Origin of the sequence: Acinetobacter sp. ANC 4178 (assembly GCF_004331175.1) — a bacterium.
Lineage (GTDB): Bacteria > Pseudomonadota > Gammaproteobacteria > Pseudomonadales > Moraxellaceae > Acinetobacter.
In genome coordinates, this window is record NZ_SJOD01000005.1 from 221663 (window position 1) to 243924 (window position 22262).

At 39.5% G+C, this 22262-nt stretch carries 21 protein-coding genes; 10 read left to right on the forward strand and 11 right to left on the reverse strand.

Features of this window, described 5'->3' with window-relative positions:
• Nucleotides 1–31: 31 nt before the first annotated feature.
• On the forward strand, nucleotides 32–550 hold the full coding sequence (locus tag E0H87_RS12045) for a type 1 glutamine amidotransferase domain-containing protein (RefSeq protein ID WP_131323823.1): 519 nt from the start codon (nucleotides 32–34) through the stop codon (nucleotides 548–550).
• Nucleotides 551–585: 35 nt separating this feature from the next.
• Here the strand turns inward: E0H87_RS12045 and E0H87_RS12050 are convergent, their stop codons facing one another.
• Nucleotides 586–1728 carry an acyl-CoA dehydrogenase family protein gene (locus E0H87_RS12050; RefSeq protein ID WP_131323824.1) on the reverse strand — a complete coding sequence of 381 codons (1143 nt, stop codon included), beginning with the start codon at nucleotides 1726–1728 and terminating at the stop codon, nucleotides 586–588.
• 155 nt (nucleotides 1729–1883) lie between these two features.
• On the reverse strand, nucleotides 1884–3230 hold the full coding sequence (locus E0H87_RS12055) for a dicarboxylate/amino acid:cation symporter (RefSeq protein ID WP_131263722.1): 1347 nt from the start codon (nucleotides 3228–3230) through the stop codon (nucleotides 1884–1886).
• Between the two features lie 444 nt (nucleotides 3231–3674).
• On the opposite strand from E0H87_RS12055, the gene E0H87_RS12060 reads away from it, so the two are divergent.
• Nucleotides 3675–4670, forward strand: a complete 996-nt coding sequence (locus E0H87_RS12060) for a glycosyl transferase family protein (RefSeq protein ID WP_131323825.1) — start codon at nucleotides 3675–3677, stop codon at nucleotides 4668–4670.
• A gap of 100 nt (nucleotides 4671–4770) precedes the next feature.
• Here E0H87_RS12060 and E0H87_RS12065 read toward each other — a convergent pair whose 3' ends face one another.
• The gene (locus tag E0H87_RS12065; protein ID WP_131323826.1) at nucleotides 4771–5043 is read right to left on the reverse strand and encodes a YeaC family protein; all 273 of its coding nucleotides are present in this window, start codon (nucleotides 5041–5043) and stop codon (nucleotides 4771–4773) included.
• A gap of 2 nt (nucleotides 5044–5045) precedes the next feature.
• Complete coding sequence (locus E0H87_RS12070; RefSeq protein WP_131323827.1) at nucleotides 5046–5951, reverse strand: NAD(+) kinase; 906 nt, start codon at nucleotides 5949–5951, stop codon at nucleotides 5046–5048.
• 188 nt (nucleotides 5952–6139) lie between these two features.
• On the opposite strand from E0H87_RS12070, the gene mrcB reads away from it, so the two are divergent.
• Nucleotides 6140–8539 (forward strand): penicillin-binding protein 1B, encoded by a 2400-nt coding sequence (gene mrcB, locus E0H87_RS12075; RefSeq protein WP_131323828.1) that lies wholly within the window; start codon nucleotides 6140–6142, stop codon nucleotides 8537–8539.
• 16 nt (nucleotides 8540–8555) lie between these two features.
• Nucleotides 8556–9104, forward strand: a complete 549-nt coding sequence (locus E0H87_RS12080; protein WP_131323829.1) for a tetratricopeptide repeat protein — start codon at nucleotides 8556–8558, stop codon at nucleotides 9102–9104.
• Nucleotides 9105–9148: 44 nt separating this feature from the next.
• On the opposite strand, the gene E0H87_RS12085 is transcribed toward E0H87_RS12080, so the two are convergent.
• Nucleotides 9149–10048, reverse strand: coding sequence for a thiamine phosphate synthase (locus tag E0H87_RS12085; protein WP_131323830.1), 900 nt, complete (start codon nucleotides 10046–10048; stop codon nucleotides 9149–9151).
• Between the two features lie 140 nt (nucleotides 10049–10188).
• Here E0H87_RS12085 and hemP point away from each other — a divergent pair, with 140 nt between their 5' ends.
• Nucleotides 10189–10359, forward strand: a complete 171-nt coding sequence (gene hemP / locus E0H87_RS12090) for a hemin uptake protein HemP (protein ID WP_044739433.1) — start codon at nucleotides 10189–10191, stop codon at nucleotides 10357–10359.
• Nucleotides 10360–10450: 91 nt separating this feature from the next.
• Here hemP and E0H87_RS12095 read toward each other — a convergent pair whose 3' ends face one another.
• From E0H87_RS12095 to E0H87_RS12110, 4 genes are all read right to left on the reverse strand, one after another.
• Nucleotides 10451–11806, reverse strand: coding sequence for a sensor histidine kinase (locus E0H87_RS12095; RefSeq protein WP_131323831.1), 1356 nt, complete (start codon nucleotides 11804–11806; stop codon nucleotides 10451–10453).
• Nucleotides 11807–12469, reverse strand: coding sequence for a response regulator transcription factor (locus E0H87_RS12100; RefSeq protein ID WP_131323832.1), 663 nt, complete (start codon nucleotides 12467–12469; stop codon nucleotides 11807–11809). It abuts the gene before it with no gap.
• Nucleotides 12470–12570: 101 nt separating this feature from the next.
• The gene (locus E0H87_RS12105) at nucleotides 12571–12936 is read right to left on the reverse strand and encodes a NirD/YgiW/YdeI family stress tolerance protein (RefSeq protein ID WP_131323833.1); all 366 of its coding nucleotides are present in this window, start codon (nucleotides 12934–12936) and stop codon (nucleotides 12571–12573) included.
• Between the two features lie 173 nt (nucleotides 12937–13109).
• A complete protein-coding gene (locus tag E0H87_RS12110) occupies nucleotides 13110–14867 on the reverse strand; it encodes a GspE/PulE family protein (protein ID WP_131323834.1) in 1758 nt (585 codons plus the stop codon).
• A 254-nt stretch (nucleotides 14868–15121) separates the two neighbouring features.
• On the opposite strand from E0H87_RS12110, the gene E0H87_RS12115 reads away from it, so the two are divergent.
• Nucleotides 15122–16381, forward strand: a complete 1260-nt coding sequence (locus E0H87_RS12115) for an MgtC/SapB family protein (protein ID WP_131323835.1) — start codon at nucleotides 15122–15124, stop codon at nucleotides 16379–16381.
• A gap of 253 nt (nucleotides 16382–16634) precedes the next feature.
• The gene (locus tag E0H87_RS12120) at nucleotides 16635–17567 is read left to right on the forward strand and encodes a sensor domain-containing diguanylate cyclase (RefSeq protein ID WP_131323836.1); all 933 of its coding nucleotides are present in this window, start codon (nucleotides 16635–16637) and stop codon (nucleotides 17565–17567) included.
• Here E0H87_RS12120 and tsaA read toward each other — a convergent pair.
• Nucleotides 17564–18289 (reverse strand): tRNA (N6-threonylcarbamoyladenosine(37)-N6)-methyltransferase TrmO, encoded by a 726-nt coding sequence (tsaA, locus tag E0H87_RS12125; protein WP_131323837.1) that lies wholly within the window; start codon nucleotides 18287–18289, stop codon nucleotides 17564–17566. The genes E0H87_RS12120 and tsaA overlap by 4 nt on opposite strands.
• A gap of 105 nt (nucleotides 18290–18394) precedes the next feature.
• On the opposite strand from tsaA, the gene E0H87_RS12130 reads away from it, so the two are divergent.
• Nucleotides 18395–19174 carry a ferredoxin--NADP reductase gene (locus E0H87_RS12130; RefSeq protein ID WP_016167459.1) on the forward strand — a complete coding sequence of 260 codons (780 nt, stop codon included), beginning with the start codon at nucleotides 18395–18397 and terminating at the stop codon, nucleotides 19172–19174.
• Between the two features lie 456 nt (nucleotides 19175–19630).
• On the opposite strand, the gene E0H87_RS12135 is transcribed toward E0H87_RS12130, so the two are convergent.
• Entirely contained in the window at nucleotides 19631–20197 is a 567-nt protein-coding gene (locus E0H87_RS12135; protein WP_131323838.1) for a TetR/AcrR family transcriptional regulator, read from the reverse strand.
• Nucleotides 20198–20458: 261 nt separating this feature from the next.
• Between E0H87_RS12135 and E0H87_RS12140 the strand changes: the two genes are divergently transcribed.
• Nucleotides 20459–21298, forward strand: a complete 840-nt coding sequence (locus E0H87_RS12140; RefSeq protein ID WP_131323839.1) for a hypothetical protein — start codon at nucleotides 20459–20461, stop codon at nucleotides 21296–21298.
• A 107-nt stretch (nucleotides 21299–21405) separates the two neighbouring features.
• A complete protein-coding gene (locus E0H87_RS12145; RefSeq protein WP_131323840.1) occupies nucleotides 21406–22194 on the forward strand; it encodes a DUF2071 domain-containing protein in 789 nt (262 codons plus the stop codon).
• The last annotated feature ends 68 nt before the right edge of the window (nucleotides 22195–22262 follow it).

Genomic DNA, 22262 nt, shown 5'->3' on the forward strand with positions numbered 1-22262 from the left:
TAATTTTAAAAACGCTATTCGGAGAATAAAAATGCCAAAAAGAATTGCAGTTTTAGTCACGCATGACTTTGAAGACATGGAATATGTCGAACCCGTTGAAGCCTTTCGTGCTGCGAGCCATAGTGTAATCAATATTGAAAACAAAGCAGGCAATATTGTTTATGGAAAAAAACGCCGATATTCTGTCACCATTGATCTCAGTATCGATGATGTGACTGTGCACGAGTTTGATGCCCTGCTTATTCCCGGTGGCTATTCACCAGATCACTTAAGAGCAGATGAACGCTATGTCGATTTTGTACGTCGCTTTGCCAATGCACAAAAACCGATTATGAGTATTTGTCATGGGCCACAATTACTGATTAACGCAGGCGTGGTAAAAGGTCGGCGTATGACCACCATGAAATCTGTCATTATTGATTTACTCAATGCAGGTGCAGTGTTTTACGACGAAGCCGTTGTAAATGACAATAACTTGTATATTTCTTCGCGCTCTCCAGAAGATTTACCCGCCTTTATTCGTGAAAGTTTGACTGTGCTCAAGCTTTAAGTCATTAAAAAGAGCCTTTCGGCTCTTTTATATTGTTAACGCCCAATCATTCCGCGTGCGACAATTTCTTTCATAATTTCGTTGGTTCCACCATAAATCCGTTGAATTCGAGCATCAACAAAGAAGCGGGAAATTGGATATTCCGTCATATACCCATAGCCCCCAAACAATTGTAATAATTGGTCTGCAACTTTCATTTGCATGTCGGTTGAAAAACTTTTGAGTGCTGCGGCCGTTTCTACATCAAGTTTGCCTTGCATATAAAGTTCTACATTTTGGTTATAAAAGGCTGCTGTGGCAAGTTCATCAATTTTTGCTTGTGCCAGCACAAAACGAGTATTTTGGAATTGACCTATCTTTTGTCCAAAAGCCTGACGTTCTTGGACATATTGGGTGGTCACATCGAGTGCCCCACGAATAGCACCTAAAGCTGTGGCAGCAATCGCTGTTCTTTCACGCGGCAACTCTTGCATAAGAGAGTTAAATCCATGCCCTGCTTGACCCAATAATTGATCCTTAGGTACTTTCACATTATCAAAAAATAACTCTGAGGTATCTTGAGAATGCAACCCAATCTTGTCTAAATTGGTTCCTTTCTTAAATCCATCTAAATGGGTATCTAATAAAAGTAAAGACACTCCTTTAGCTCGTGCTTGCGGATCGGTTTTCACAGCAAGAACCACAAGGTCTGCATGTTGTCCATTTGAAATAAAGGTTTTCGAACCATTTAGTACATAATGGTCATCTTGCAAAATTGCAGTGGTACGTATTGCCTGTAAATCTGAGCCAGCACCAGGTTCAGTCATTCCGATCGCACCCACGACTTCACCTGCGACCATTTTGGGTAACCAATATTGTTTTTGCTGTTCTGTTCCAATATGCAAAATATAAGGTGCCGCAATTTCAGAATGACATGAAATCGCAGTAGAAAGTGCCCCATAGCCTGCACGGGCAGACTCTTCCACCAACATCAAAGAATAATGGGTCGGTACACCATAACCACCATATTGCTCAGGCACATCTACACATAAAAAGCCATTTTCACCCAATTTGTTCCATACCGAACGTGGCATAATGCCTTCGCGCTCCCATTGGTCATAGTCTGGGGCAATATGCTCTTGCATAAATCGCTTGAAATTGTCTTTAAAAAGTTCCAAATCTGCATCATGTGCTAACATCATTCTTCCTTTGTTGTTTTAAATTTTATACGTTGCCATGCTAGGCAATTTACTTATTGCTGTCATATACATGTTATGTCTTATTTACAGCAATATGGTCAATTCTATAGGCATAAAAAAAGGAAGCCGTAGCTTCCTTTTTAAATTACTCATAATTAAGCATGAGATGGATTATTTTCTTCTAGCATAAGCTTATCCACTTCTTCAGGATTCGCTAAAGCAAAGTCTAGTCTGTCTTTGTCTAATTGACCCACCCATTTTGCAACTACAATTGTTGCCAATGAGTTACCCACTAAGTTTGTCAATGCACGTGCTTCAGACATGAAACGGTCAATACCTAAAATTAAGGCCAAGCCAGCAACAGGAATATGACCTACCGCAGACAAAGTTGCCGCCATAACAATAAAGCCTGAACCCGTTACACCCGCAGCACCTTTAGAAGAAATCAACAACACCAATAACAAAGTAATTTGATGTGAAATATCTAATTGAGTATTGGTTGCTTGAGCAATAAAGACCGCCGCCATAGTCAAGTAAATTGAAGTACCATCTAGGTTAAATGAATAACCTGTTGGAATCACAAGACCCACTACAGATTTTTCACAACCTGCAATTTCAAGCTTCTTCAACATACGTGGCAATACTGATTCTGAAGATGATGTTCCTAAAACAATCAATAATTCTTCGCGAATCATGCGAATCATTTTCAAGATACTGAAACCACAAAAACGGCTGATAGAACCCAGTACAATAAAAATGAACAATAAACAGGTAATGTAGAAGCAGATAATTAGCTGAGCCAATTGCGCTAGGCTGCCAATACCATATTTACCAATGGTAAATGCCATTGCACCGAAAGCACCAATAGGCGCAAGCTTCATAATCATATTTACAATATTGAAGAAGACATGCGAAATTTGGTCAATTAGCTTCAGAACTGGTTTACCAGAATCACCTAATTTATGTAGTGCGAATCCAAACAAAATAGCGAATAACAATACTTGAAGAATTTCACCTTCAGCAAAGGCACCCACCACAGTATGTGGGATGATATTCATTAAGAAATCGACAGTACTTTGTGACTGACCTGATTCTACATATTTAGAAATACCCGATACATCTAAAGATGCAGGGTCAATGTTCATACCTACACCTGGTTTGGCAATGTTAATTACCAATAAACCAATGAGTAAGGCAATAGTAGAAACGATTTCAAAATAAAGGAGAGCAATACCACCCGTTTTACCCACTGATTTCATGCTTTCCATGCCAGCAATACCGCTAACAACTGTACAGAAAATCACTGGAGCGATGATCATTTTAATCAATCGGATAAATGCATCACCTAAAGGTTTCAGCTGTTCGCCTAAACCTGGGACATATTGTTCAGCACCATTTACAATCTGGGTTCCACTTGGAGAGAAATGACCAACCAGAATACCTGCAATGATGGCAACAATCACTTGGAAATACAGTGATTTATAGATGGGTTTTTTAGCCATAGCGTTACTTCTAAACATATTTCTAGAACTAGAAACATCCAATATTTGTCTATTCCTAAGAATACACAGCCCTTAAAAATTCCTTTTATAATCACTACAAAAGGCTAGAGGTATTAAGTCAATCTTAATACCTTCTCATTAAACTAAATAATAATATCCGCGATTCCGTCGCAGTTAGACTATTGAAAATGAGTATTTTCAATATGATAGAAAAAACAACTCATAAGAAAAACTTAACAGTCATCCTTATTTGTTGGGATTCTACCGAATTTTTGAACAGTAAATCTACATATATTTTTAAATTCGATTAAATTATGTTCTTTTTTTATTAGACATTGGTCGTATATCCAAGCCATCATTTTTCTTTCTTTTACATCAAAATCTTTCTATTATCAATTTAAACTTTTCTCCCCAAAATACGAAATTACACAGTGATCTGAGCGAATGACAACCAAAAGAAATTTATACAAAGATTTTGAGCATCCTTTTGCCCAATTTGTCCGTATTGTCGGTAAAGGCAAGAATGGTGCACGTTCACTCACTTATGATGAAGCCTATCAAGCATTCAAAATGATTTTGAATGGTGAAGTCCTAGATGTGCAATTGGGTGCTTTTTTAATGCTGTTACGTGTAAAAGAAGAATCTGTAGATGAATTGGCTGGTTTTGTACAAGCAACACGTGACTCGTTAAATTTTAAAGCCCTTGAAGTCGATTTAGATTGGTCTTCGTATGCAGGGAAACGTAAACATTATCCTTGGTTCTTATTGGCAGCATTAACATTAGCGCATCACGGCTATAAAATTGTCATGCATGGTGCTGCGGGGCACACCTTAAACCGTGTGTATACCGAACAAGTGCTTGAATATTTAGATTTCCCCATCTGCCAAAATCAAGATGATGTTGAACAGCAACTACAACAACGTAATTTTGCCTATTTACCCTTAGAGGTTATTTCACCCATCCTGAGTGAACTGATTGCATTACGCAACGTCATGGGATTACGCTCACCCATTCATACCTTGGCGCGACTGATTAATCCGTTTAATGCCAAAGCCACTTTACAAGCCATTTTCCATCCTGCGTATCGTAGTTCTCATCAACAGGCTGCTTTTAAACTTGGTTATCAAAATAGTGCTGTCATTAAAGGTGAAGGCGGTGAATTCGAGCGCAACCCTGATGCCAAAACTTTAATTTGTGGCATTAAAAATGGGGAACTCTATGAACACGAGCTTCCTAAACTGACAGATAATAGAAGTCCTGTCGAAGAAGAACTTGATTTGGCAGTGTTTAAATCTGTCTGGCAAGGTCAGCAACAGCATGAATATGGTGAAACTGCGGTCATAGAAACTATAGGCATTGCTTTGTATACGATGGGAGTCTGTGAAAGTTACCCTGACGCGATGCTAAAAGCGAAAAAGCTTTGGTTAAATCGTTTTTAATTTTGCCATTCCAATGTAATGACAAAAATATGACAATTAACAAAAAGGACTCAATTTAGAGTCCTTTTTTATATATCTTGTTTTAGCAAAACTTTTTGGCTTAAACAAAACGAATTGGCTTAAATTCAGGCTCATTTTTGTGATGATCGTCATCACACTCTTCACCTTCTTCTTTGGTGCCACGATCAATATAACCGCTACGCTCCGCTTCTGGTAAATGCTTCATTTCCCATGCATACACGGCTTGCATACAAATTTCACGTTGCTCTTTGGTTAATGCAACACCATTTGGCCATTTCCCAATTTCAATCGCAGTCTTTAAACGACCAACAATATCAGGATCGAGTACAGCCAGCATTTGTTCAATATTCATATTTAATCCTGTTGTTGCAATGAATCAAAATCACGATTCCAACCTAATTTGGTACGACAAGCCATATAAAAGTCATACCCAGGCGGATGCAAGAGGTTTAATTTAAATGGATGTTTGCGGATATGCAAACTATCTCCCACATTGAGTGAAACACTATGTTGCCCATCGGCGCTGACCATTGGCAATACACGATTTTCACGAATCAGAATTTTAATTTCACTATGCCCACCCACAACAATTGGACGTGATGAGAGTGTATGTGGATGCATTGGGACTAAGGAAATTGCATCCATACTCGGATGTACAATTGGACCACCGCCCGACAATGCATAGGCAGTTGAACCCGTTGGGGTAGAAACAATCAGCCCATCACTGTGCTGACGGTACACATATTGCCCATCGATGTTTAAATCAAAGTCAATCATGTGTACAGATTTGCCCGAATGTAGCACAACATCATTTAAGGCAATTGCATCATGAATCGTTTCACCTTTGGAGCGAACTTCCATTTCCAACAAAAAACGGCGGTCTTGCTGAAATTCACCTTGTAAGACTTGATCAAGCTTATAGATAACTTCAGTCGGTTTAATATCGGTCAGAAACCCTAAGCGTCCACGGTTTACACCAATCACAGGCGTATTGTATTTCACCAAAGAGCGCGCAGCATGCAATAAAGAACCATCACCCCCAACCACAATGACCAAATCTACAACCTCACCCAATAATGCTCGGCTGACCGTTTGTGTATTCTTATACGGAACAAGCTCGGCAGTTTCTGCATCAAAAACAGGATGTAAGCCCAAGCTCATAAGATGATCGTGAATGAGGCTTAAAGTTTCAACAACAGAAGATTTGTCTGGTCGACCAATTAATCCAATATTCCGAAAAGACTTGTGTGAAAGTTGCACCTATGTGATCGCTCCGTTAGGATTCTGACTTATAATACCATTAACCCGATTGAAATAAAAAACCTTATAAATAGCCTGATTAGCTCAAGCTTTTATCTGGCTTTTCGCATCTGTGACAGATTTATTATTGCAAATTGGGAAAAAGCTTCGCATGATTAGCAAAATTTATCAGGATCTTATCACTTTTTATGAAGTTTGAACGTGGCATAGGATTATTCGCACTTATTTTCTCCATATTGGTCATTGGTATTTTTCTAGCATTTAGTTTTTACCTGATTCGTCTAGATAATATTGTGAGAGAAAAGTTTGAAGGTAAGCGCTGGGATATTCCTGCGAAGGTTTTTGCTCGTCCGCTAGAAATCTATACCAATGCATCGATTAACCAGAAAGACTTCAATCAAGAATTGAAACTTTTGGGCTATAACAATGCGGATAGTTATGCGAAATCGGGTAGCTATGTTAGCTCGGGAGATACTTTATATGTGCACACCCGTGGCTTTGACTTCGGTGATAGTGTCGAACCTGAACAAGTTTTAAAAGTCAGTTTTGCGAATGACCAAATCAGTGAAGTAAGTGCGACCAAGCCTTCTTCTACAGGGATTGCGCGTTTAGAACCTTTATTGATTGGTGGTATTTACCCGCAGCACAATGAAGATCGCGTCCTGATTAAATTATCCAATGTGCCGAAACCCTTAATTGAAGCCTTAATTGCAACTGAAGACCGTAACTTCTATAAGCATCATGGTATTTCTGTTCGAGGGACTGCGCGTGCTTTGGTCAGTAATGTGACTGGAGGAAAACGCCAAGGTGGATCTACGCTTACGCAACAGTTGGTTAAAAACTTCTATTTAAGTCCAGAACGTACTTTAAAGCGTAAAGTCAACGAAGCCTTAATGGCGCTTTTGGTTGAACTACATTACAACAAAGATGAAATTCTCGAAGCATATTTAAATGAAGTGAATTTGGGACAAAATGGTAACTATTCTATTAATGGTTATGGTTTGGCCTCACAATTCTATTTTGGTTTACCGCTACGTGAACTCAATACCTCACAACAAGCCTATTTGGTTGGTTTAGTACAAGGTCCTTCGTTATTCAATCCTTGGCGTAACCCTGAAGGTGCTAAAAAGCGTCGTGATATCGTGTTAAATAACATGTTGGTCATGGGTTATTTGTCGCAAGAACAATATGAACGTGAAATTGCCCGTCCATTGAATGTTTTAGCAAAACCAACATTAGGACCTGCGCGTTTCCCTGATTTTCTAGATATTGTACGTCGTCAATTACGGACCGAATATCAAGAGTCTGATTTAACCAACCAAGGTTTAAAAATCTTCACCACGCTTGACCCAATTGCACAAACCAACATCCAGACTGCATTTAAAGATTCAGTTGAGCGCTTAACAAAAAACAATCCAAATCGATTAAAAGATTTACAGGGTGCGGTATTAGTTTCTCATCCTGAAAATGGTGAACTGGTTGCTGCGGTAGGGTCAACCCAAGATTTTACAGGTTTTAACCGCGCACTCGATGCTAAACGCCAAGTTGGTTCATTACTCAAACCAGTGATTTATCTCAGTGCGATAGAGTCTGGACGTTACAACTGGGCTAGCCCAATTGAAGACAGCAGCATTAGCATTCCAAGTGAAGGTAAATCTTGGACGCCGAAAAACTATAGTGGTGGTGAACATGGTGTCGTACCAATGGTACAAGCCCTATCTAACTCTTATAACTTGTCTGCAGTTCGTCTAGGGCAAGAATTTGGGGTGGCCAGCTTTAGTAATCATTTGAAAAAATTTGGTGTCACTTCCAACATTCCAACCTACCCTTCTATCTTCTTGGGTGCGGTAGACATGTCTCCAATGGAGGTCATGAGCATCTATGGAAACTTTGCTACAGGTGGTTTCAAATACCCAATTAAATCGATTCGCTCAGTGGTCGATTCTAATGGTCGTGTTTTAGAGCGTTATAGTTTAACCGTGCAACAAACCATCGATCCTGCGGCGGCCTATATTGTGAATTATGGCCTACAACAGGTGATGAACTCTGGTACAGGTCGTTCTGCTTACAGCACCTTGCCAAGTTCATTAAAGCTTGCTGGTAAATCAGGCACCACCAATGATACCCGTGACTCATGGTTTGCAGGATACTCAGGCAATTATCTCAGTGTGGTTTGGCTAGGTTTAGATGACAATAAAGTCACTGGACTGACAGGTTCTTCAGGTGCTTTACCTGTGTGGACCAATGTCATGAGTCAATTACGTCAAAAACCAGTCAATTTACGTCAAACCGACGATGTGCAATGGCAATGGATCGATAGTGGCTCAGGCAACTTATCGGCTCAGGGTTGTGAAGGTGCATTGTATATACCGTTATTAAGGAGTGCTGTACCACGTCGTGCTACAGCATGCGGCTTTCCTCACTACCAAGTGGAACCAGTTTACACACCTGATACGGAAATGAACCAGAACCAACCAGCGCAACCCGATAGTATGGACAACTATATCCGCGAGAGTGAAAGTGACATGCAAAATGACTTGGATCAAAATTCAGGTCGTGTCATTTCAAGCGGAACGTATGCCAACTAAGGAATTTTAATTGCACATGCTGAGACCCATTCTCCTTTCTGCTGCTGTTATGGCTTTAGTAGGCTGCCAAAGCCTACCAGAGCCTGAGCTTGCTAAACCGGCTGTTACAACCGAAAAACCTAAAGCTGAACAACCAAAATCTTCTGGTGTGGTCATTACCCCATACGATCAACCAGAAATTAAACGGCAACAAGTGCAAGTCATCGTTCCTGAACAAAAAACTCAGCAGAAATTTGAAGATGGACGCTCACTTCCAGCCTTTAAACAATTAATGCAACAAACACAGCAAGCTTATAAACAAGGGCGTTGGAATGATGCTGAAGCGGCTGCCTTACGTGCACAACGTCTAGCACCGCAGTCAGCAGAAACTTTCTTGTTTCTGGCTTTAGTTGCAAATCAGAAAAATCAGCCTGCCAACGCAGAAGCCTTAGCTCGTCGTGGTTTAAGCTATGCGCAAACCCAAGCCATGAAAAAGCAACTTTGGGGAGCCGTAGCCAAAGCGGGGCAAAAGCAAAATAACAGCAAAACCGTACAGCAAGCGCAACAGGCATTAAAATCACTTTAATGCCTGCTTGTTCTACATTTTATGAATAAGTTGCCAACGCTTTTTTAAAGATATCGAATCCCTGCAATACCGTAAGCATGATGTGACTGCGCTTGTTGTAACAGTTCTGTATGCATCCCCCCCAAAGCAAACACGGGAATATCCACTTGCTGGGCGTATTCTTGAAACCGTTCCCACCCTAATGGTTCTACATCAGGATGGGTCGCTGTTGCCAAAACTGGACTCAAAATGATGGCATCACAACCAATATTTTGCGCATGTTGTATGGCCACGACATCATGACAAGCTGCGATGAAACGAAAACCCACAGGTAGTTCTCCACGCTTCAATGCCATCAACTGATGCTGTTTGAGATGAATTGCCGCTACTTTGCTCTGCATTGGCAGCGTCAATTGTTGCCATGCTTGTACATTCACAATCAAATGACCTGCTTGTTGTTCAGTAAGTTGTTCTAAATCTTCCAGATCCGCTGCTGTATGTTCAACGCGCCAATACAGTAATTGCTGCGGTTTAAGTTGTTCCAAATCATTCAAATGTTCAGAAATTTTAATTTGATTTGGCCAATACAAGCGTTGCAAAATACTAAAATTGGCTTTCGGAAAATTCAGACTCAGCAATTCTGCACGGCTATACCATGTCCATGGTTGTTGAATTTCATTCAATAATGCTTCAGGCACAATGACATGAAATAAATGTAAATTTACCACTACATCATCATATTCATGACAAATCACATCAAACGTATGCCAGTCATTCAGCCCTACTCCAACTTCTTCAAAAACTTCACGGCGACAAGCTTCTAAAGGTGTTTCATTCGCTTCAACTTTTCCCCCAGGAAATTCATGCTTATTTCCTTGATGTTGTTCAGCATTGCGCCATCCAACCAAGACTTTATTTTGATGCAGTAATAAGGCAATAGCGACATGAATATTCGGCTTGGACATAACTGGTTCCATCACTTTAAATTAGTGTCAGTGTAAGTAAATTTTGTTTTTTTATAAATTGCTAAAATTTCCGTTGACAGATCTATTCGATAATGATTATCATTTAAACCACTCAAGAATACACCACGGAGCAAACAAAAATGAACGCACCTTTTAGCTTATTTACACGTCACACCGAATCTGCACACGCACTACCAATGCTACATTCCAACAATCTTTTTGCCCTTGGACGTGAAATTCGCATCATGCATGCAGGTGAAGAATATCGTCTACGTTTAACTCGGAATAATCGCCTTATTCTCACGAAATAAAAACAAAATAAACTGATAATAATAAACGTGGGAACTAGCAGTATGTCAGCGCGTACTGCTTTTTTATTTGCAGACTGAATATAACGGTCTCTCAAATTTCAGGTGTTTCAAATTTTCTAAAGTACAACTCTACTTTTAAACCACCATAAGAAGATACCGAAAAATCTATGCTCGCGTGATGTAGTTGCACAATTTTTTTACAGATCGAAAGCCCTAAGCCAGAACCTGTCGTTTTACTGCCCAAAACCCGATAAAAACGCTCACCCAAACGCGAGATCGTGTCGCTATCTACCCCTTCACCTTCATTTTCAATACATAGATACACCTGTTGTTGCTCGGCTGTTACCTGTATATAAACATGCCCACGAGGTTGGCTATAACGTATGGCATTATCCAAAAGATTACGTAAGCAAACTGTCATTAACTCAGGATTTACCTCAATCCAACAAGGCTCCAAATTGGACACCAGTTGGATCTGCTTCTGCTGCCTAAATATCTCCAGACTATTCCACACCTCCATCAGCAGTTGACCTAAGTTCAGCTGTGCTAATGGTAAATCTGTCGTTTGCGTAGGATCTAAACGTGCGAGCAGCAATAGATTCTCTAAAACTTGTGTACCACGACTAACATCTTGCTGAATTTGTTGTAATTCCTGCGTAAATTGAGGCTGATCTTGATATTTCCGTTGGAGTACCTGCAAACGCAACTGAATTGCAGACAGTGGTGAACGTAATTCATGCGAAGCATCTGCGGTAAAGCGCTGCTCTGCTTGCAAGGATTGATCTAGGCGCTGTAACAACTGATTCAATTGTAAAACTATAGGCTGAAGCTCATCAATGATCGGTTCACTCTGCGTAATCGGCGTTAAGTCCTGTGCACTTTTATCCGCTATTTTTTTAGATAACATTTGCATAACTTTGAACTGACGTGCAATCGCAAAATGTGAAAATAACCACTGTAATAACCACAAGACCATTAACAAAACAGCATATATCGCAAAACTACTCAAGATTTTTTCAAAACGAACTTTTAAGGGTTGATAAATCACCACCTGCGTCTGAGTAGCCTGATCAAAGGATTGATAACTTCGCCATAAGGCATGGTGAACCCAGACATAATCAAAATGCTCATGCTGTATATTTGAAAAGTTGACCACGGATGCCAATTCAAATGAATCAGATTGAAGCACAACCTTTTGCTGATGAATCAACTGATATTGCAGATCAAATTCATCACTGAGTTGCGTAATATGTGCTCCTTCATTTTGATTGGGGTGAACAAGCAGTAAAGCATCAGCAATTTCATCTATGATTTCGTCTTGCATGGTCATACTTTGATAAATTGAAATACTCACCAGCAAAACGAAGGCAACGGCGCCCGCTGCGACTGAGCTCAGTACAGACGTCTTAACCAGTCTCTTTTGCATCGAAATATGCTTGGCAGCCATTTAAGTATCCTGATTCATACGATAGCCTAGCCCTCGAACAGTTTTAATCAAATCCGATCCTATTTTCTTCCGTAATTGATAAATAAATACTTCTATGGCATTACTTTCAATTTCTTCGCCCCACGCATACAGCGACTCTTCGAGTTGTTCTCGGGTCACAATATGTTCAGGTTTTTGCATTAATTTATATAAAATCTGAAATTCTTTCGCGGTGAGATGAATCACCTGTCCATTTTGCTGAACAATTTTGGCTTGCGGGTCGAGTTGCAAGTTGGCAAAAGATAAATACTGACCCGCCGATGATTGCTGCAAACGTAATTGGGTACGAACTCGCGCTGATAATTCTTCCAAGCTAAACGGTTTGACCAAATAGTCATTGGCCCCTAAATCTAAACCTTCAACACGGTCATGAATGCTATCTCTTGCCGTAATGAAAATGACGGGAATACCTTGCTGTTGTGTTCTTATGGTTTTAAGAATGTCATCTCCTGTGGCTTGCGGTAAACCTCGGTCTAACAAGATACAGTCATATTGATGCTGTTTTATGGCATGAATCGCGTAGTCTCCACGATCCACCCAATCCACACTATAACCGTCCATTTCTAGCCAAGTTTTAATACTTTCGGCTTGGGAGTGATCGTCTTCAGCTAATAAAATTCGCATCATGTACTCACATTACGTGCTTAATCTCAGCATGCCTTGATCTTATTTAAAATGCAAAAGCCACATGTTTTGCATGTGGCTTTTATTCAATAGATGACTAATTAAAAAGTTAAAGTATCAACATCAATTTCAATACGTTTTGTTGGCAGATAGTCAATATCAACTTCACCTGTGAGTGTAACGGGGGTTTTAGCCGATACAGGCTGACCACGCCATAATTTATGATCAATATCGACCGTAATACTACCTGTCTGGTCTTGGAACTGATATTTTTCATCGCCCAAAGCTTTAACAACATAGCCTTTAAGTTTTACAGGTGTATCATCTTTTAAAGTTAATGCCTGCTTAACGGTAATTTGTGTTGGAGCAATTGCCTGCTGATTCACTACTGCTGTATTGGCAAATGCAAAACTACTCACTGCGCCCACCAAAGCTGCAACTACCGTTATTTTAGAAATTACCTTCATTACTTCACCCTCACATATTCATGTCTTGATTTGATTAAAGCCATTAAAACAAAATAACATGAGTGGAATCTTAAGATTCTCTCAATACCGCATCTTCAAATAAAGTTAGCAGAACGTGTACCTAACGATCAAATATAGGCATTCATTTAAATAGAATGACTCACAAATACATGTTAATTCAACGGCACAACTCTTAAGACTTCTTCTAAGGTGGTCATGCCCGCAATCACTTTACGTGCACCTGCAATACGTAAAGGTTCAATGCCTTCTTTTTTTGCCTGTTGACGTAACTCGGTTAAATTTGCATTTGCACCAATAAGTTGCTTAGTAGTTAAACTGAGTGGCATAAATTCATAAATACCGACACGCCCTTTATAGCCAGTATGACGGCACGCTTCACAACCTACAGCACTATAAACTTTCTCTGGCATTTCCATAATATAGTCGAATGTTAAATGTTCCCATTCACTTTCATTAATATGGTTTTCTTTTTTGCAATGTGGACACAGTTTACGCACCAAACGTTGTGCCAACACACCTAAAATGGTTGCCGCAGTTAAAAACGGTTGTATGCCCAAATCATGCAAACGGGTCAAACTTGATGGCGCATCATTGGTATGTAGGGTTGAAAGCACCAAATGCCCCGTTAATGCTGCCTGAATTGCCATGTTGGCTGTATCATGATCGCGGATTTCCCCCACCATAATAATATCAGGGTCTTGTCGCATAAGTGCTCGCACGCCATCTGCAAAACCCAGCTCAATGGCAGTGTTTACCTGCATTTGGTTAAAACTCGGTTCAAGCATTTCAATCGGATCTTCAATGGTACATACATTCACTTGATCCGTTGCTAATTTCTTCATGGAAGAATATAACGTCGTGGTTTTACCCGAACCTGTTGGTCCTGTCACCAAAATAATGCCATGACTATGTGAAGTTAAACTTTGCCAATCGCTTAACAAGCCACCTTCAAAACCTAATTGCTCAAAACTACGAACCAAAACTTCAGGATCAAAAATACGCATCACCAACTTTTCACCAAACGCTGTAGGCAAAGTGGATAAACGTAGCTCTGTTTCTTGCCCTTTGGGGGTACGGGTTTTTAAACGTCCATCTTGCGGTTTACGCTTTTCCGCAACATTCATGCGACCCAAAATCTTAATTCGAGAAATCACAGCCGTCAGGGTATTGGCAGGCATGTTGTAAATGGTATGTAACACGCCATCAATACGAAAACGGACTTTACCCGTATCTTTACGCGGTTCCATGTGAATATCACTGGCACTTTGTTCAAATGCAAACTGTAAAATCCAATCGACCAATTTCACAATATGCTGATCATTGGCATCAGGGTTTTGTGTATCCCCTAATTGTAATAAGGCTTCCACCCCTTTATTTTCACGATCATAAGTACTGGACTTCTGCGAGTTCGATACAGCACGACTGACTTGATAATATTCAACCAAATAACGCTGTAACTGGTCTGGGCTGAGTAGAACCCGTTGAATCTTTTTAGGCAACAAACTGCGCTCTAAATTTCCGACCCATTCCGTTTTATAGGGTTGATCTGTCGCAATTAAAATTTCATCCGCTTTTACTTCTACTGCAAGAATTCTGTTGCGAACCGCAAACTCTTGCGACATTACATTCGTCAGTGCCCCAACATCGGCTTTTAGAGGATCGATTACATATAAAGGGAGATTAGATTTATCTGCCAGCCATTGCATTAAACGATTCAGGGATAAAGTCGCTTGAGGATGAAGCTGATCTTTCAAATTAAAATTGGCAATCCACTGTAACGGATGCCATTTTAGTTGCTCACGTTGACGGTGCGTGGTTTGTACTAATAATTTTTCACGCTCATCAATGCGACCATCTTTAAATAATTGCTCTAAACACCACGTCGTATCAATTTCAAAATTAAAATTCATTATTCTAAGCCTCAATTTCTAGCGACACTATAACAGACTTTATTTCTCGGATGTTCATCGACTTAAATCGTTAAAACTACTGATTAATATATTGATATCTCCCTATTTAAATATTTAATCTTGATGATGTAATTCAGAGTTTTTGTCTGAATTATGCTATAAAGAATAAAATATCCTCAGTTAAGGGGAAAAGTATAAAAAAATTCATTATTCACATAAATTGAGACTCACAATAACAAGGTTTTAAATGACTCATGCCCAATCTCCTCTTTAACCAGACCTTAGAACAAGCCTCTTTTCAAGAGCTGTTGACTGTAATGGCAGTGGCTTTGGGCTGCGGCTTAGTGATCGGATTAGAAAGAGAAAGAAGTAAACAACGTGAAAACCCAAACAGTTTTGCTGGAGTACGTTCTTTTGCAATATGTGCCTTGATGGGTGCGCTATGTTTTGCCTTGGGCACGATTATTGGGATTGTGGGTGCCATAATTATTGGAGCAATAACAGTATTTTCACTGCGTAACCAAGTAGATGACCCTGGTGTAACAACTGAATTAGCCTTTGTAATGACCTATTTTATCGGGGCACTTTGTATCTGGCATGCGCCCTTCGCAGCAGGACTATCAGTCATACTCACCATCATTTTAATGCTCAAACATCCAATTCATGGCTTTGTTAGCCAATGGATAACGGAACGCGAATTTCGAGATGGCTTATTCTTACTTGCCCTGATTCTGGTTGCATTGCCACTAACCCCCAACATGCCACTTTGGGGTACTGTATTAAACCCTCACATTATTCTCAAACTGTTGGCTTTAATTCTCGCTGTTCAAGCACTTGCCCATATTGCAAAGCGCTTACTTTCGGCAAAAAATGCCCTCATTTTATCTGCATTGGCTTCTGGTTTTGTATCAAGTACAGCCACTATTGCCAGTTTAGGAATGGAGGTGCGTGCAGGACGTGCCGAAGCTGTGCCCAATGCTGGAGCTGCATTATTATCTTGTGTAGCGACCCTTTTACAATTACTCCTGATTGTCGCAGGAATTAATTTAAATTGGTTCAAGCTGATTATTCTGCCAGCATTTGCAGCCATGAGTATTTTGATACTGTGGGCACTTTGGCTCATGCGTAAAACTAAACCCTCTACTCCAACAGAACATCCTGATGGACGCATGTTTAGCCTAAAAGAAGCCGCCATTATTGCAGCAACACTAACAATTATTCAGGCGGTCGTTTATGGCTTGAGCTTACTCTTAGGCGATGCAGGCTTAATTATAGGGACGCTTTTAGCCTCTTTATTTGAAATTCATGCCGCAATGGCTGCAATTATTGTACAAGGGGATCCCACCAATCACACGCTTGTCTATGCCCTCATTTTAGGAATGGTGGCCCATGCAGTCGCCAAATCTATCAATGCTAGCCTCACTGGAGGACATCAATATGCCCTTGCCTTTGCGCCTGCTCAGATTTTACATATGCTGGTTTTTATTTCGATTTTATGGTGGATGATTTCTTAAATTGTTCGGCTTATATGATTTATCCTCTTCCACTAAAAGCAGGATTGAGACTCACACTTGGCAAAATCCTTTATTCTATAAAAAGAGCAATAACCAGAATGGTTGACATTAATTATTTAAAACGAGATTTAAAACGCATTTTAAAACGATTCATTTTTACATTATTATGTGATACAACCAATTATTAATTAATAATAATTTAGAATAATACCTGAACTTATTTCCCTATTTTCTGTTGTTAAAGGTTCGTGCAATGAACGACATTGGTTTTAAAAGCTTTCATGATGCAGGACAAGCTGTTCTTAGTTTTTTATATCAACGCTTCGGTTTTGGTCTTTGGATGATTACCCGTGTTGAAGGCGAAGACTGGATTATCTTACAAACAGAAGATCATGCTTATAATGTACATGCAGGGCAAGTCTTTAATTGGGCCGATTCATTTTGTTCTCAGATGGTCTTGGGCAATGGCCCTAAAATTGCCCCCTCCTCCGATGATGTTCCAGCTTATCGTCAAGCACCCATTGCACAGCAACTTAAGATTAAAGCCTATATTGGTCAACCACTGACCAAAGAAGATGGCAGTCTGTTTGGAACACTATGTGCGATTGATCCAGAACCAAAATCTGAGAGCCTTAAAGAAGAGCAAAGTTTAATTGAATTACTGGGCGATTTACTCAGTCAAATATTACAAACCGAACTGAGAGAAATTGAACAGACCCGTAAAAATGAACGTTTACAGGCCGAAGCGCTACGTGATCCACTTACAGGGCTATATAACCGTCGGGCTTGGGATCAATTTATCCTTGCCGAGGAAGAGCGCTGCCAATTCTATGGACATCATGCCACGGTATTTATGTTAGATTTAAATGATCTCAAATTCATGAATGATGCACATGGGCATGCTGCAGGCGATGAACTGATTCGACAAACAGCAGCCGTTTTAACTGAGAGCTGCCGTAATACCGATATCATTGCACGTTTAGGTGGAGATGAATTCGCCATATTAACCGTAGAAAATGACTTAGAATCTTCTCAAACTCACCTAGAACGAATCATTCAAAACCTACAAACAAAACAAATTAGTGCCGCAATTGGCTTTGCACTACGCGAGCCAAGTGATGGCATTCTTACTGCTTGCTTACAAGCCGACAAAAACATGTACCTAGATAAACTAAAGCGCCACTAGACTGCGTGAACGGACTCTAAAGCAATCACCTCTAAGCTTTGACCCTGAATGACAAAGCTCACATCGAGCTGAGCAAATTTCATTTTATAAATTCGATCACTATCTTGCTGATAGGCTGGGCGTGGGTCTAATGACAATACCTGATCTAATTCATCAAATCGCGCTTGTGCTATCAATTGCTGTACCAACAAGCGCTGCTTTTCTAATAAAGCGAACTCTGACCAATGCACGTTCATTCGGGTTGGCTCTTGTTGTGCATAACCACTTTGCGCCTCAAATACGGCATCAGAATAATGAATATAGGGTTTAATATCTAGAATGGGCGTTCCATCCAGCAAATCACTCCCTGTGACATACACCCTGACAGACCGACCGTCTTTTTTCACGGCTTGTAATTTTACAACCGACAATCCTATTGGCGCAGGTCGATACATACTACGTGTAGCAAAAACCCCTATTTTTTGATTTCCACCTAAACGTGGTGGACGGACTTGTGCACGGAACTGGTCTTTTTTTTGCTGATTCTTATTGTCATGAAACTGCCAGACCAGCCATAAATGACTAAACTCATCAATTCCTTCAAACGCAGCCAGATCATTATAAGGCGCTTGCATCTCTATATAAGACTGAACTTGAACCAAATTAGGCTGCCGCGGAATTCCAAATTTTTCCTGATACGGTGAATGCATAATTCCAATAATAGGGAGCTGAATTTCAGACATAATCACTTTTTCTGATAAGTTCAATTAAATATATTCAGTTTATCGAGAATGATTTTAGATTAGAATAGCAAGCTGTTCTAATTTGATAATTTATTGAGACCTTTCATGGCTGCTTTTAACGTCGAAAAGATTACTCACGTACACCACTGGAATGACACACTCTTCAGTTTTAAGACGACGCGTGATACCGCATTACGTTTTAAAAATGGTCAATTTGTGATGATTGGTCTTGAAGTCAATGGTAAGCCACTTATGCGCGCTTACTCTATTGCAAGTGCAAATTACGAAGAAGAACTTGAGTTTTTCTCAATTAAAGTACCAGATGGTCCTTTAACTTCTATTTTACAACAAGTTAAAGTTGGCGATGAGATTTTGGTTTCTAAAAAACCAACAGGTACATTGGTTCTTGATGACTTAAACCCTGGTAAGAATTTATATCTTCTTTCTTCAGGTACAGGTCTTGCGCCATTCTTGTCGACTATTCGTGACCCTGAAACCTACGAACGCTTTGAAAAAGTTATTGTTGTACACGGTACACGTTTCATTTCTGAATTGGCTTACCAAGACCTTATTCTAAATGAGTTGCCAAACAACGAATTTTTCGAAGAACTTGGTATTAAAGACAAGTTAGTTTACTACCCAACAGTAACTCGTGAAGAATATCCAAACCAAGGCCGTGTTACGACAGTCATTGAAACGGGTGAAATCTTTGAAAAGATTGGTTTACCACGTTTCAACCCAGAAACTGACCGTGCAATGCTTTGCGGTAGCCCAGCATTCCTTGATGATGTCGCTGCACTTTTAGATCAACATGGTCTTAAAGAATCACCACGTATGGGTGTTTTAGGCGATTATGTCATTGAACGTGCATTTGTTGAGAAGTAATCTTCTTTTCAAGTTAAAACCGAGGAAATCCCTCGGTTTTTTTTATTTTTCAGTGAGTTAATTTTTACTTAAAATGTACAATCTTTAACCTAAAGCGCAAAATTTCGTCATAAACTCCAATAAATCGACTAAAATGTGTTGTCGAAATCAATAAAAGTCCCTATAATTCGAATCAAGAACAGACAGGTCTGTCTAGTTCTAGATGTGACTTTGTTGAGCTGATGTAATTTATAATCAATCCAGAGGGTACTTTATAATAATTATTATAAACGATATAAGAAAGGAGATTCCAAGCTCCTCTAAAACATTAATATTTTAGACAGCTTCTGCTCGGGGCCGGCTAAAATATTAATATCAGGGAACTATCAGCGAGGCGTGAATACCGTTACGGTATTCACGCTTTTTTATTTGCATACCTGTTTTAGTGCCTTCACTTATCTGCCCAGTGGAAGCCTCTTAGGCTTCCATAAGCTCAAGCTGAATTAGTTTATAGACTCGTTTCCAATACTCATCAATTTTGACTAGTCCCTTGTCCATTTGAGCTTGTATGGTCATACCATCCAGAATACTTGCCAAAATACTGGCCAGCTGAGATGACTGAGTTACCCCTAATTTTGCCAATGCAAAACGAATACGTTCAGTTAACCATTCTTTATATTCCATTGCTGGTTGCATCGTTGAAGGATAAACCTTAGAGACTTCCTCAACAGCTTTTTGAAACATGCACCCATTAAAATCTTCCATCTGAAACCACGCGTGGTACCAGTAAAAAATGGTTTTAATATGGTCTAAATACTCCTCAGCTTGGCACTGAGCAATTGCTGCATCTAAAGATTCTTGTAAGTTCATATTTCTACGGTGTAAGCACTCTTCAATTAGTTTAGCTTTGGACGGAAAATATTTATAGAATGTCATTTTAGCGACACCCGATTCACTAATAATTCGATCAATCCCAATCGAGTTATAGCTATAAGAATTGAAAAGATGAAGCGCAGTACTAATAATGTCGTCTTTTTTGGACATGCTATTTACCTACCAAACTTATCTTTAAGCAGAAGTGGTTCAAAATGGAATAAAAAAAGGGGCATCTTTTTTAAGTAAAGAAACAGGTGAGTTATATTATATCATTATTTATATCTGATGATTGAACTCATACGTAAAGTTTCGTATGTGCCTATTCTATAATAATAAATCAATAAAAGTGAAGCATCTTGCTTAAATCTTTATAGCGCATTTAACTTTTTTTTACTATGATGAAATTATTCAAAATTTGACATCTCAAACATGAGTACACTTGCTTTTACACAATCAGAAAATGCCCGATTGGAAGCTTTAAATTTTATTCGACATTCAGTTGAAGCGTCTTTATGGCATCAACATGTCGAGCAAGTGAGCACACTCAAACAGCGCAGTATTGAACATCCATTATTTCAACAACAAATTCTAGACCGCTTACACCATCAAGCGCTTTCACTTGAGCAGCTCAAGTTGATTCATATCAATTATTTCGCTGCCATTGTAAAAGTCTTTACCGATGCGTTAAGTATGCTTATTTATCAAGCATACCAACTAGAGCATCACCCCAATATTCATATGCAACAGCGTGTGCATGCGAAAGCTTATGCACGTTACTTATTGTCGCTGAATCTGATTGATGAGTTAGGGTTCAACACCTACCAATTACAACTCAGTTCTCCGAGTAAATCGCATTTGGTTTATTTCATGGAGTTACTTCAAGCTTTAGAAATTGATCCATTGAATGAACAGAATGTATGCAAGGAAGCATATGAACTCAATCAGTTTATTCAGTTACATTTAAACTCATATGAACACTTACTGTTAATTTTAGCCTGTGCAGAATTACAAGTGATTAAATATAGCGAAGCATTACGTATCAATTTAGAGAAATACGATTCGCGTTTAACAGAAGGTTATTATGATTGCCACGGCATTGTTGATCATAGTTATAGATTAGCCAATGATGATAATCATGAAGATGATATTTGGTCACTCCTCACTCAAAGTTACCAAGGCCATCAAAGTCACGAATATCAGACAGTCGTACAGGAATATCTAGATCTTTGGGCAAAGTTTTGGAATAAAATGCATCTACTCAGTACATAATTTTATCATGTCATGTTCACGTCGACCTATCTTTGGTTGATGGCTTTACGGCATGAGCGACTTTACTTAGAATAACCACAATTACAATAAACTTTCTAAAAAATTCAATGGTTTTTCCATACCTAAAATTTAAAGATTTTTTACATCCACGCCCGAAACCGACTGGCATAGATGTACAATGTAAGTTGCAACATTTTGCAATCATTAGCTACGCCATTGATCCAGAACAGTTTAATGACATTATCCCGCCTCGATTTAAGCTCGATACCATCGAATATCAAGGTAAAGAGCAAGTACTCATGTCAGTTGTGCCATTTATCAATGTTGATTTTAGCTCTGCTGTTTTTCCTTTTCCCAATTTCAGCATGGGACAAACCGATTACCGCGTCTATGTCATAGATCTGCACACGCAAGAACGTTGCGTTTGGTTTTTAGGAACCACTTTAGATTCATGGACACTCATTGTTCCTCGCTATTTATGGCAGCTCCCTTGGCATTCCGCAGTATTCAATTTTGATTGTCATCAAGATGAGCATGGCTACTACAGCCAATATAAGATGGAGACCCAATCAGCATGGGCAAATGCTGAATTACAACTCACGCAATCCAAAGATGACCAATTGAATTATACAGGCTTCCCAGACCTAGAAAGTCATTTGGTTTATCTCACCTATCCCCTCGCAGGTTTTTATCATCGTCGTGATGGTCAATTAGGGACTTATCGCGTTTGGCACGATCAACTTCAGTTAAAACCAGCCCAATTGCTTCATGCAAAATTTGACTTGCTGGATCGACTGAATTTGGTTTCTTTCGCAGATCAGTTAAATCCGTATAGTGTTCTGATTGAACCGATCAATGAATTCACCATTTATCTACCACCACAAGTTATTCGGTAGAAAAAGAGAGCATTTTTTATTACAAGGCAGTTATTTCATATAAATTTATGAAATAACTAATAGCCAAC

Coding starts and splice junctions, on each gene's coding strand:
- E0H87_RS12045 (WP_131323823.1), top strand. CDS start 32: ATGCCAAAAAGAATTGCAGTTTTAGTCACGCATGACTTTGAAGACATG.
- E0H87_RS12050 (WP_131323824.1), bottom strand. CDS start 1,728: ATGTTAGCACATGATGCAGATTTGGAACTTTTTAAAGACAATTTCAAG.
- E0H87_RS12055 (WP_131263722.1), bottom strand. CDS start 3,230: ATGGCTAAAAAACCCATCTATAAATCACTGTATTTCCAAGTGATTGTT.
- E0H87_RS12060 (WP_131323825.1), top strand. CDS start 3,675: ATGACAACCAAAAGAAATTTATACAAAGATTTTGAGCATCCTTTTGCC.
- E0H87_RS12065 (WP_131323826.1), bottom strand. CDS start 5,043: ATGAATATTGAACAAATGCTGGCTGTACTCGATCCTGATATTGTTGGT.
- mrcB (WP_131323828.1), top strand. CDS start 6,140: ATGAAGTTTGAACGTGGCATAGGATTATTCGCACTTATTTTCTCCATA.
- E0H87_RS12080 (WP_131323829.1), top strand. CDS start 8,556: ATGCTGAGACCCATTCTCCTTTCTGCTGCTGTTATGGCTTTAGTAGGC.
- E0H87_RS12085 (WP_131323830.1), bottom strand. CDS start 10,048: ATGTCCAAGCCGAATATTCATGTCGCTATTGCCTTATTACTGCATCAA.
- hemP (WP_044739433.1), top strand. CDS start 10,189: ATGAACGCACCTTTTAGCTTATTTACACGTCACACCGAATCTGCACAC.
- E0H87_RS12095 (WP_131323831.1), bottom strand. CDS start 11,806: ATGGCTGCCAAGCATATTTCGATGCAAAAGAGACTGGTTAAGACGTCT.
- E0H87_RS12100 (WP_131323832.1), bottom strand. CDS start 12,469: ATGCGAATTTTATTAGCTGAAGACGATCACTCCCAAGCCGAAAGTATT.
- E0H87_RS12105 (WP_131323833.1), bottom strand. CDS start 12,936: ATGAAGGTAATTTCTAAAATAACGGTAGTTGCAGCTTTGGTGGGCGCA.
- E0H87_RS12110 (WP_131323834.1), bottom strand. CDS start 14,867: ATGAATTTTAATTTTGAAATTGATACGACGTGGTGTTTAGAGCAATTA.
- E0H87_RS12115 (WP_131323835.1), top strand. CDS start 15,122: ATGCCCAATCTCCTCTTTAACCAGACCTTAGAACAAGCCTCTTTTCAA.
- E0H87_RS12120 (WP_131323836.1), top strand. CDS start 16,635: ATGAACGACATTGGTTTTAAAAGCTTTCATGATGCAGGACAAGCTGTT.
- tsaA (WP_131323837.1), bottom strand. CDS start 18,289: ATGTCTGAAATTCAGCTCCCTATTATTGGAATTATGCATTCACCGTAT.
- E0H87_RS12130 (WP_016167459.1), top strand. CDS start 18,395: ATGGCTGCTTTTAACGTCGAAAAGATTACTCACGTACACCACTGGAAT.
- E0H87_RS12135 (WP_131323838.1), bottom strand. CDS start 20,197: ATGTCCAAAAAAGACGACATTATTAGTACTGCGCTTCATCTTTTCAAT.
- E0H87_RS12140 (WP_131323839.1), top strand. CDS start 20,459: ATGAGTACACTTGCTTTTACACAATCAGAAAATGCCCGATTGGAAGCT.
- E0H87_RS12145 (WP_131323840.1), top strand. CDS start 21,406: ATGGTTTTTCCATACCTAAAATTTAAAGATTTTTTACATCCACGCCCG.